At 51.1% G+C, this 9,391-nt stretch carries 11 protein-coding genes; 9 read left to right on the top strand and 2 right to left on the bottom strand.

Annotation, left to right across the window (positions count from 1 at the left end; all coding sequences use genetic code 11):
- Positions 1-67 precede the first annotated feature (67 nt).
- On the bottom strand, positions 68-295 hold the full coding sequence (locus RBR60_RS15335) for a tyrosine-type recombinase/integrase (protein WP_320358386.1): 228 nt from the start codon (positions 293-295) through the stop codon (positions 68-70).
- A gap of 242 nt (positions 296-537) precedes the next feature.
- Here RBR60_RS15335 and RBR60_RS15330 point away from each other — a divergent pair, with 242 nt between their 5' ends.
- The 9 genes from RBR60_RS15330 to RBR60_RS15290 all read left to right on the top strand — a co-directional run bounded on the left by RBR60_RS15330 (position 538) and on the right by RBR60_RS15290 (position 7,809).
- Positions 538-1,740 carry an alpha/beta hydrolase gene (locus RBR60_RS15330; protein WP_320358384.1) on the top strand — a complete coding sequence of 401 codons (1,203 nt, stop codon included), beginning with the start codon at positions 538-540 and terminating at the stop codon, positions 1,738-1,740.
- 21 nt (positions 1,741-1,761) lie between these two features.
- Positions 1,762-2,520 (top strand): SDR family NAD(P)-dependent oxidoreductase, encoded by a 759-nt coding sequence (locus RBR60_RS15325; protein WP_320358383.1) that lies wholly within the window; start codon positions 1,762-1,764, stop codon positions 2,518-2,520.
- A 246-nt stretch (positions 2,521-2,766) separates the two neighbouring features.
- Positions 2,767-3,234 (top strand): hypothetical protein, encoded by a 468-nt coding sequence (locus RBR60_RS15320; RefSeq protein WP_320358381.1) that lies wholly within the window; start codon positions 2,767-2,769, stop codon positions 3,232-3,234.
- Positions 3,192-3,575 (top strand): Fic family protein, encoded by a 384-nt coding sequence (locus tag RBR60_RS15315; RefSeq protein ID WP_320358379.1) that lies wholly within the window; start codon positions 3,192-3,194, stop codon positions 3,573-3,575. The genes RBR60_RS15320 and RBR60_RS15315 overlap by 43 nt, the downstream gene beginning before the upstream one ends.
- A 274-nt stretch (positions 3,576-3,849) precedes the next feature.
- Positions 3,850-4,527, top strand: a complete 678-nt coding sequence (locus tag RBR60_RS15310; RefSeq protein ID WP_320358377.1) for a TetR/AcrR family transcriptional regulator — start codon at positions 3,850-3,852, stop codon at positions 4,525-4,527.
- Positions 4,524-5,606, top strand: coding sequence for a 4Fe-4S binding protein (locus RBR60_RS15305; protein ID WP_320358373.1), 1,083 nt, complete (start codon positions 4,524-4,526; stop codon positions 5,604-5,606). Before RBR60_RS15310 ends, RBR60_RS15305 begins: the two co-directional genes overlap by 4 nt.
- 20 nt (positions 5,607-5,626) lie before the next feature.
- The gene (locus tag RBR60_RS15300; protein ID WP_320358371.1) at positions 5,627-5,977 is read left to right on the top strand and encodes a hydrogenase maturation nickel metallochaperone HypA; all 351 of its coding nucleotides are present in this window, start codon (positions 5,627-5,629) and stop codon (positions 5,975-5,977) included.
- On the top strand, positions 5,974-6,648 hold the full coding sequence (gene hypB, locus RBR60_RS15295; RefSeq protein ID WP_320358369.1) for a hydrogenase nickel incorporation protein HypB: 675 nt from the start codon (positions 5,974-5,976) through the stop codon (positions 6,646-6,648). The genes RBR60_RS15300 and hypB overlap by 4 nt, the downstream gene beginning before the upstream one ends.
- A gap of 267 nt (positions 6,649-6,915) precedes the next feature.
- Entirely contained in the window at positions 6,916-7,809 is an 894-nt protein-coding gene (locus RBR60_RS15290) for an energy-coupling factor ABC transporter permease (RefSeq protein WP_320358367.1), read from the top strand.
- On the opposite strand, the gene RBR60_RS15285 is transcribed toward RBR60_RS15290, so the two are convergent.
- A complete protein-coding gene (locus tag RBR60_RS15285; protein WP_320358366.1) occupies positions 7,806-9,074 on the bottom strand; it encodes an OFA family MFS transporter in 1,269 nt (422 codons plus the stop codon). The two genes, RBR60_RS15290 and RBR60_RS15285, sit on opposite strands and share 4 nt — an antisense overlap.
- Between the last annotated feature and the right edge of the window lie 317 nt (positions 9,075-9,391).

The following is a 9,391-nucleotide window of genomic DNA, read 5'->3' as shown; positions in this document are numbered from 1 at the left end:
GGCAGTGCGGAGTCTCCGTATAGAGCCACAAATATGTCGTAGTATTCATCAATGATGGCCGACATTTTCATGGGGACACCCCCGTGAAATTCTCACGGAGAGTGTTTGCAAGCCTGTTGACGGCAAGAAGGCTGTTCTGCTCTGCCACCTGGGTGAGAGCGGTGGTGGTCGGGCTGGCATGACCGATGATTCCCTGGGTATGGCGGAGGCTTAAACCCTGCTCCAGAAAATGCGTGGCAAAGCTGTGGCGGAGGGTATGAATGGAAACTTTTTTTAATGCCGCACTGTGTGACAATGGCTTTCATCGCCTGCTGGACAGCAAGCTTGCCCCCGGCTTTGCAGCTGATCCGCCGCCTCGCTAACCCCCTAAAAATAAACCTTTTTAAAACTTGACTTAAAGCACAACTTATATTATGTGAACTATACGATTTTATATCCGTAAGCGTTTACGTCAATCAACGCACTATCTAACCTACCAGGTTGGAGGTGCGTTTTTTTGTCCTCCATCTGGTGTAACCAACCAATAATGGAGGCTTCATGTTCACCGTTAATTCAGACGTTCCAATCCCGATTATTGCAAGGTTGATCCTGGCATTTTTTATCTTTGCACTGGTTTTTAATGTATCATGTGCAAAAACGCCTGACTCTTCTTCTTTTTGTCCATCTCGGACTTTACCCTTATATAACCAGACCAATTTTATTACATACATTTCAGAAACTAAGAAGTGGATCAAAGAAAATCGCGCTTTTTTGACTTATGACCATGAATTAGAAATAAGACTTAATGCCCCTTATGAACTGAAACCACCGAGGACCAATGGCGTAAAAAAAGGTGTCCTTTTTGTTCATGGATTAGGAGCAAGCCCTTGGTACTTTATGGATATTGGCAAAGAACTCGTAAAAAATGGCTGGCTTGTAAGAACTATTTTGTTACCGGGGCATGGATCAAAACCGGCTGATCTCATGCTACCGGACTATACAGACTGGGAAAAGGCGCTTGAGCATCATGCTGGCCTGCTGTCAAATGAAGTCGATGAGCTTTGGCTGGCCGGATTCTCTACCGGAGGAAACCTTGTTACGGCTTATGCCTTGGACAATGATGATATTTCAGGTCTGCTGCTATTCTCTCCAGGCTTTTATCCTCAAAACAGCTTATTGTGGTTTTCCTCGCTGATATCATGTTTTCGGAACTGGATTGATATTGACCAAGAAGATAACATTCTTTGTTACCAGTCGTTGTCTGCAAATGCAGCAAAACTGTACTATCAATCGGTAAAAATTCTGCAAAAAAAATTGGATGCTCAATCTTTTAATAAACCTACGCTCATAGTCATGAGTCAACATGACAGCGTTCTCAATCCGTACGCCACGCTATACGCTTTTCAGTCCAAATTCACACATTCTGCTTCACGTTTTATCTGGTATGGCAGTGGCGAGATATCAAAAAATAAAGACATACGCGTTTCAATATATAACAGTCGTCTTCCTCACGAAAAAATAAGCACTTTTTCACACATGAACGTCATATTTTCCGAAAACAATGAATATTTTGGAAAAAATGGCAGAAATCTTATGCTAGAAAATGGACAGGAGAATATCCCCATTCCTAAAGAGCGATCGGAACTGTGGTTCAGTGCTTGGGGATATAAAGAAAAAGGGAAGTATCATGCACGAATTACATGGAACCCATATTTTATGGAACTTATTAGCGCGATAAATGAAATTGCAAAAAATGATTAATAATATTAACGGAGAAAAACAATGAAAAACAAAATAGCCTTAGTAACCGGAGGCAACAGAGGATTGGGAAGGGACATGGCGCTTCAACTTGCCCGTAAAGGGTTGGATGTAATTATTACCTATTACAGCAGAAAAGAAGAAGCCTTTCAGGTGGTCGAGGATATCCAGCAGATGGGATGCAATGCTACAGCTTTGCAATTAAATGTTGGCGAATTTAAGGATTTTGACCATTTTTTTAATCAGCTCGTTCGAGAATTGAAAGAGAACTTTGTCTCCGAACGTTTTGACTATCTGATCAATAACGCAGGCATTGGCCTCAACATACCTTTCATGGAAACCACGGAAGAACAATTTGACCTGCTTTTAAACGTTCAGTATAAAGGGGTGTTCTTCTTTACTCAAAAAGCAGTGAATCTGATCAAAGATGGTGGCGGCATCGTGAACATATCAAGCAGACTCGCTCAAGCCAGCATGCCTGGATATGCTGCTTATGCAGCAATGAAAGGGGCTGTGGAAACCCTGACTCGTTATCTGGCCAAGGAACTCAGCCCAAGAGGTATCAAGGTAAACGCTGTTGCTCCTGGCCCCATTGCAACTGATTTTGCTGGTGGTGTCATCAGGGATAATGTTCAATATAATGCCAAGGTGAAAGAATTGACTGCACTGGGGCGTGTGGGAGAGCCGGAAGACATTGGCGGAGTTGTTGCGTTTCTTTGCTCTGAAGATGCCCGATGGATAACAGCGCAACGTATTGAAGTATCAGGTGGAATGAGCTTATAATAAATTTTGCATAACAATTCGCTACAGGCCGACCCGAGGAGTTATCGGCTTTTTGAAATACCTTGGTTTTGGAAAAAATCAGCTTTTTCAACCTGCTTGGCTCTTGTCTCCGGGCGGCTGAGTCAAGGAACATAGAGGATTAAAGAATGAATGATGGTACACAGAGCCGCTGCCGTGAGAGAACGGCCCTGCGGTTGTAGCAACTGCAAGCAGTCTACTCGTTGACACACAAAAGGATTTGAGCCAATGACAACGCCAATCTATTACCATTTCCAGAAGCACTTCAATGTATCCGCCCGCAAGGCGTTTGAATGGTGCACAACCTATACCCCCGGAGACTACGCCCTCATGGGCGGGCAGGACGCCAGTCGGAAAATCGAGCACATAACCGACCGAACCATCATTTTGACCGATACGTTCAACATCGGCGCCGACAACCAAATTGAGAAGCAGAAGCTCGTACAGCTTTATCCGGAGACATTATTCTGGACAAGCACACACATAAGCGGTCCGGCGAAGCACTCGCAGTTTATCTATCAGATCACCGCAGACACGGTTGATCATTCGCATTTGGATTTCACGGGTCTATTCCTTGACTACGGGAACGAAAAAATTCGTGAAGCAGACTGCTTAAAACTGGCAGAGAAGATATGCAAAGAGGACGCCGAATCATGGACGCTCTTGGCGAAAGCCATGGAACAAGACCTTCGTTAGTCAGATACCACCGGCAGATGAGCCAGAATTTCATGCGAGTGGTGCTCCCTTATGCTCAACCCTTGCCAAAAGAAGACAACTTGCAAAAAATAACCGGGCAAACAGGGGAACAAGTAAGGGTTTTAGTGCTGAAACTGGAAAATGAGATGTCTGTAGCAGAAATAATGACCTCCCTTGAGTTAAAAGGTCATAGAAATTTTATACAGAATTATTTGCAACCTGCTCTTGAATCCGGATTTATAGAAATGACGCAATCCTCTTCCCCCAAAAGCCCGACTCAAAAATACCCCCTCACCGCAAAGGGAAAGTCCCTGCTGAGCAAGGGAGAGGATCATATCTGATCCGCTTGAGCTTTTACAAAAGCAGTTCGACACCGCCCTCGAAAGCCCCCTTCCGCCAGCGTCCCGGATGGGGGCTTTCCTGTCCTGATCGCCATCCCCGAAAACCAGCCTCTCCCCTCCCGGATACCCTTCAGCCCCTGAGTAAAAAACTTTAAAAACACCAAAACACATAAAAAACAGTTCCTTGCCCCTGAAATCCAGTTCGTTGTTGACACTGGAAACATTCCTGCCCTATAGTCCGCCCAATGCAAGAGGAGACCAAGAGGAGGCAGGGATGACAGAACAGACAGCCTATCACCATGGCAACCTGCGGGAAGAGCTTGTGGCTGCCGCCCTGGAAATGATTCAGGAAAGCGGCGGTGCCTACGGCGTTACCCTGCGCAAGATCGCTTCCCGTGTCGGGGTCAGCCATGCGGCCCCCTACCGTCATTTTCAGGACAAGAAAGATCTGCTGGCCGCAGTGGCCCGACAGGGCTTCGACCTTCTCATGGACTGGACCCGAAAACGCCTGAGTGAAACGGATGGGGAGCCCCTTTCCCGCTTCGGGGCCTGGGGGATGGCCTATATGGATTTTGCCATCGCCCATCCGGCCCATTTCCGGGTCATGTTTGCGCCTCCGGAAAAGGGCATGACGCTGTCTGAGGATCTGAGGCCGGAGTCATCGCAATACTTCAAAGAATTTCAAGATCTTGTTTCAGACTGCCATGACAAGGGCGTTCTGGTGGGGGAAGATCCCGCCTCCATCACCCGTGCGGCCTGGTCCATGGTGCATGGATTTTCAACCCTCTTCATCGGTAACCACATGGAGACCACCGGTCTGGATTTTCAGGCCGTAACCCACATGAAACGTTCGATTCTCACGACCTTTTACCGGGGAACCCGTCCCGATGGAGAGGGGCTGCCGTACAGAAGGACTGCCGGAAAAAAAGAATCGGAAAAGGAAAACCCATGACCCATCCCATGTATCACAAACTGCGAGAGGTACTCGATACCCTGCCCAACGGATTCCCCGCAACGGAAAGCGGTGTGGAACTGCGAATCCTCGAATGGATCTTTACACCGGAAGAGGCGGAACTCTTCTGCGATCTCAGGCTCACCTTTGAGTCTGCGGATCAGATCGCCAAACGCACGGGCCGCCCCTTGGAGGGCCTGGAAAAAATGCTCTTTACCATGTGGGACAAGGGCCAGATTTTTGGCATTGATTACCATGGGTTCCGAATCTTCCGCATGGCTCCCTGGGTTTTCGGTATTTTTGAGTTTCAGAGAAAACGCATGACCCGGGAATTCGCCCAGCTCTGCAAAGACTATGAGGAAACCTACGGACGGCAGTTTTTTGAAACCCAGCCCCCACTCATGAAAATCGTCCCCATTGAGGAGGAAATCCCCTCGGATCAGATGTCCATGCCCTATGAGCAGGTATCGGCCATCATCGAGGCGGGGCAGAGCTTTGCCGTCGCGGACTGTATCTGCAAAAAGGAGCACGAACTGCTGGATGCCCCCTGCACCAAACCCGTCGAGGTCTGTCTCTCCATTGCACCGGTTCCGGGTTTCTTCGAGAACCATCCCATGGAGCTGCGCCCCATCGACAAGGAGGAAGCCTACGCCATCCTCAAAAAATCCGAAAAGGCGGGGCTGGTTCACATGACCAACAACTTCGCCAAGGGGCATTACTACATCTGCAACTGTTGCAGCTGCTGCTGCGGTGTGCTGCGCTCCATTACGGAACACGGCATCCGGAATGCGGTCAGCACGAACTTTTTTGCCCTTATTGATGCGGAAAGCTGTATCGACTGCGGGATCTGCCAGAAAAAACGCTGCCCCGTCGCTGCCATCACCAAAACGGAAGATGCGTATCATGTGAACCCGGATCTCTGCATCGGCTGCGGACTCTGCGTTTCCACCTGCCCGTCCAGATCCATCACCCTTAAGCGCAGGCCCGAATCCGCCATTGTGGAACCGCCTGAAAATGAAGCGGACTGGTATCGTCAGCGCGCCACCATGCGGGGCGTGGATTACAGCCGGTTCGCCTGAGCCCAAAAAAAGGGAGAACCATGCACGAGCTTCCCGTAATGAACCGGATTCTGGCTGTGGCGGAAAAACATGCCCGCATGAACCGGATACAGCGGATTCTCAAAATTGATCTCGAAGTCGGGCGGCTTTCCGATCTCGAAGAAAAGTGGATGCGCCGCTACTTTGATCAGATTTCCAAAGGAAGCATCGCGGAAGGTGCCTTTCTCTCCGTGGAATGGAAGCCCGTTGTGCTGGCCTGTTCGGCCTGCGGCACAACATTTGAACCAGAACTTTCTGCCGATAGCCCCAGTGCCTGCCCGGAGTGCCTGAACACAGGCGGCACTCTGGTGAGTGGGCGGGGATATGTGATTAAAAGTATGGAGGGTATATGACAGAAGTACGTCTCATCGAGGTCAAGGAAAACATTCTGGACGACAACGACAAGGTGGCGGCAGATCTGAGGGCACGGCTTACGGCCAGTAAAACCTTTCTCCTGAACCTCATGGCAGGGCCCGGTGCGGGAAAGACCAGCACCGTGATCGCCACGGCCACACGCCTGAAAGACCGGATCAGGATCGGTGTGCTGGAGGCGGACATCGATTCTACGGTGGATGCAGAAAAGGTACTCGAAGCCGGTATTCCCGCCATTCAGATGAAAACCGGCGGATTCTGCCATCTGGACGCCACCATGGTGGAGGACGGACTTCGCACCCTTGGCGGCAATTATGATCTGGTCATTCTGGAAAATGTGGGCAACCTCGTCTGCCCTGCGGAATTTGATACGGGTGCCCACCTGAACATGATGGTGATCAGCGTCCCCGAAGGAGACGACAAACCCCTCAAGTACCCGCTGATGTTTTCCGTATGCGACATCATTCTCGTAAACAAGACGGACATGCAGGCCTTAACGGATTTCAGTCTGGAGCGCTTCACCAGCTCGGTTCGCCGGGTTAACGCGAAGGCAGCCATCTTTCCCGTCTCCTGCAGGACAGGGGAAGGTCTGGATGTCTGGGCAGAGGCCCTTGCGGAAAAAGTTTTGGAATTTCAGCAGAAAAAATCTTGAACCTCTGTAACTTCTGAGTAACTTCACAAGTTACTTTATGACAAAACGCCGTAACACGGCGTGGGTTGCTATTCAGCATGGGCACCCTGGCCTTGGAAGGCTCTTAAAATCTTTAGAAAAAGTAAATGGACAAACGTACTTTTTACAGCTTTCTTCCCTCACCCCTGGCCCGTCTCCCGGAGGGAGAGGGGAAATTTGCTGAATAATGAGGAACCTTTTTGGGTTTCCGGTTTTTACATCCATCCTCATCATCGAAGGAGAACCCACATGCACATACCCGACGCCATGATCACAGGAGCCATCTGTCCTGTCACCGCTGCTCTGGCAGCAGGCCTTGCAGGAGCCGCCGTCTTCACCGCCGTAAAAGGAAAGGAAGAGGCGAGACCCGTAAGCTTTGCGGCCGTAACCGCCCTTATTTTTGTCCTGCAGATGCTGAATTACCCCGTCAGTGCCGCCACATCCGGCCACCTCATTGGCGGTGTGCTGGCCGCAACGCTGCTGGGTATCCCCTTGGGCATTCTTTCCTTATCCCTCGTCCTCATGGTGCAGGCCGTTTTCTTCGGGGACGGCGGACTCACGGTTCTCGGAGCCAATATTCTGCTCATGTCCGGTGCAGGCGCAGGCTTTGGCGGACTTCTGAGGCATGTTCTCATCCAGAAATCCGAAAATCCCCTTCTCCGGAACCTTGCCACGGCCTTTGCCGCCTGGTGCTCCGTGGTTGTCGCCGCCTGTCTCTGTTCCCTTTTTCTGGCCTCAGGTTCCGAGGCCTCCCTTTCCGCTGTGCTGTGGCCTATGCTCAAGGTGCATGCCCTGATCGGTGTGGGCGAAGCCGTCCTCACCCTGGCCATGGTGGCCCTGGCAAGGCGGATGCCGGGACTCCTTCTGCCCATGGCAGCGGCACTGTTTCTGACTCCCTTTGCCTCAGGCTATCCCGATGGCCTTGAGTTTGTGGCGGAAAACTTCCACCTTCCCGAAGGCATTTCCCTCTTTACCGCCCCCATGGCGGACTATACCCTTCCCTTCCCCCTGCTTCCTGAAGCCCTTTCCGGCATGGCTGCGGGGCTTGCGGGCATTCTCATCTGCCAGATACTGGCCTCAGCCCTGGCCCGATCCATGGGCCAAAAAGGGGTCAGACCCCTTTTTGGCCAGTGGTCTCTTTAGGAGGCCCTGGATACCTTTGCCTGCATAACCTCTCCAGCCACAGGTTCTTCCACAGTTCCCGGAGCCTTGGCAAAGACAGCCACCAGAGCGCCGATGGCGCAGGCAATACCCGCCACAAGGAAGGCCTTTTCAAAACCAATGGCGATGGAAAGCCTTGGGGCCGTCAGCGCTGCGATGCCGTAAAAGATAAAGATTGCGCCATAATTGTTGCCCACATTGGCAAGACCGAACCATTCTGCCGTGATGGTGGGCAGCATGGCTGCAAGGCCGCCGAAGCAGAATCCCACGATGCAGGTGGCAATGAGAAAGCCCACATAGTTCATGGGAATCAAGGCCATGTAGAACATGGCCAGGCTGAGGAGGATAAAGTTTGCCAGAATGGAAGGTTTTCTTCCGTATTTATCCGAAATGAATCCCCAGCCCAGGCGACCGCAGGCATTGAAAAGGGAGATGGTCACCACGGCATTGCCCGCAGCCGCAAGACTGAGACCGATCATGGTCATACCAATGTTCGCGGCTACGCTGATGATCATGAGGGCTGCAGCGCTGCCAAAAAACATCCAGATGACCAGCATGTAAAACTGCGGGGTCCGCATGGCCTGGAGAGGTTTGAAATTGCGGGATCCCGTAGGAGCGGCTCCACCCTGGGCTGCGGGGGGCGTCCATCCCGGTGGCCTGTAGCCTTTGGGCGGAACCACGAGAGCCGTGGCGCCAAGCAAGAGAAGAACACCATAGATACATCCCAGATAAAGAAAGGCCTGGGATACGCCAAAATTTCCGATGAAGATAAGAATGATGGGTTTAAACACCATGCCACCCACCCCCAGAGCCGCAAGGATCAACCCTGTGATGAGACCTCGTTTTTCGGGAAACCACTTCACGCAGGTGGCAAGGGGGGTCACGTAAGCTGCGCCTATGCCAATGCCCGCAATGACCCCATAGGTGAGGTAAAGAAAATAGATATGGGTGGCAAAGCTTGCCAGGGCAACGCCGAGACCTGTGAGAATCCCCCCTGCAATGGCAACCTTTCTCGGACCGATTTTATCCTGTAGCCTGCCTGCAAAAATAACTGCAACGGAAAAGCAGGCCAGGGTCAGGGAAAAGGTGAAAACCGTATCACCCGGCGTCCAGCCAAAGGCTTCCACCAGCGGCTTGTTGAAAAGGCTCCAGGTGTAAATGGCACCCAGACTCAGCTGCATGAGCAGTGAACCCGCCACAACCAGCCAGCGATTGGGTAGTTTTGTTTCTTCATACCGTGCTTCCATGAATGCCCCCTTTGGATAATGAGTGTATGAGATTATGGATTGCTCCAGAAAACAGTGATCACAGACAGGATAAAAAAATTCCCCGGCCCCTGGGCGCAGTACGGGCGTCAGGATAAAGACAAACCATCCGGGTTCTTAAACAGGTATCAGGACAGAAGTATCAGACCTCGTCGGGTCTCCAGGAACATGCAGCCTTGTGCGGGCAGACCAGGACGTCTTTTCGGTCTGATTGAAAAGGGCCGGGAACCCTCCCTGTTCTCGGAGAGATGGGGGGCAGAGAGAGTTCCCGGCGCGGGAGAGAAAGGGCCAACCCTATA

Origin of the sequence: Desulfobotulus sp., assembly GCF_034006065.1 — a bacterium.
Lineage (GTDB): Bacteria > Desulfobacterota > Desulfobacteria > Desulfobacterales > ASO4-4 > Desulfobotulus.
This window is presented reverse-complemented; position numbering and strand designations above follow the sequence as displayed.

Coding starts and splice junctions, on each gene's coding strand:
- RBR60_RS15330 (WP_320358384.1), top strand. CDS start 538: ATGTTCACCGTTAATTCAGACGTTCCAATCCCGATTATTGCAAGGTTG.
- RBR60_RS15325 (WP_320358383.1), top strand. CDS start 1,762: ATGAAAAACAAAATAGCCTTAGTAACCGGAGGCAACAGAGGATTGGGA.
- RBR60_RS15320 (WP_320358381.1), top strand. CDS start 2,767: ATGACAACGCCAATCTATTACCATTTCCAGAAGCACTTCAATGTATCC.
- RBR60_RS15315 (WP_320358379.1), top strand. CDS start 3,192: ATGGACGCTCTTGGCGAAAGCCATGGAACAAGACCTTCGTTAGTCAGA.
- RBR60_RS15310 (WP_320358377.1), top strand. CDS start 3,850: ATGACAGAACAGACAGCCTATCACCATGGCAACCTGCGGGAAGAGCTT.
- RBR60_RS15305 (WP_320358373.1), top strand. CDS start 4,524: ATGACCCATCCCATGTATCACAAACTGCGAGAGGTACTCGATACCCTG.
- RBR60_RS15300 (WP_320358371.1), top strand. CDS start 5,627: ATGCACGAGCTTCCCGTAATGAACCGGATTCTGGCTGTGGCGGAAAAA.
- hypB (WP_320358369.1), top strand. CDS start 5,974: ATGACAGAAGTACGTCTCATCGAGGTCAAGGAAAACATTCTGGACGAC.
- RBR60_RS15290 (WP_320358367.1), top strand. CDS start 6,916: ATGCACATACCCGACGCCATGATCACAGGAGCCATCTGTCCTGTCACC.
- RBR60_RS15285 (WP_320358366.1), bottom strand. CDS start 9,074: ATGGAAGCACGGTATGAAGAAACAAAACTACCCAATCGCTGGCTGGTT.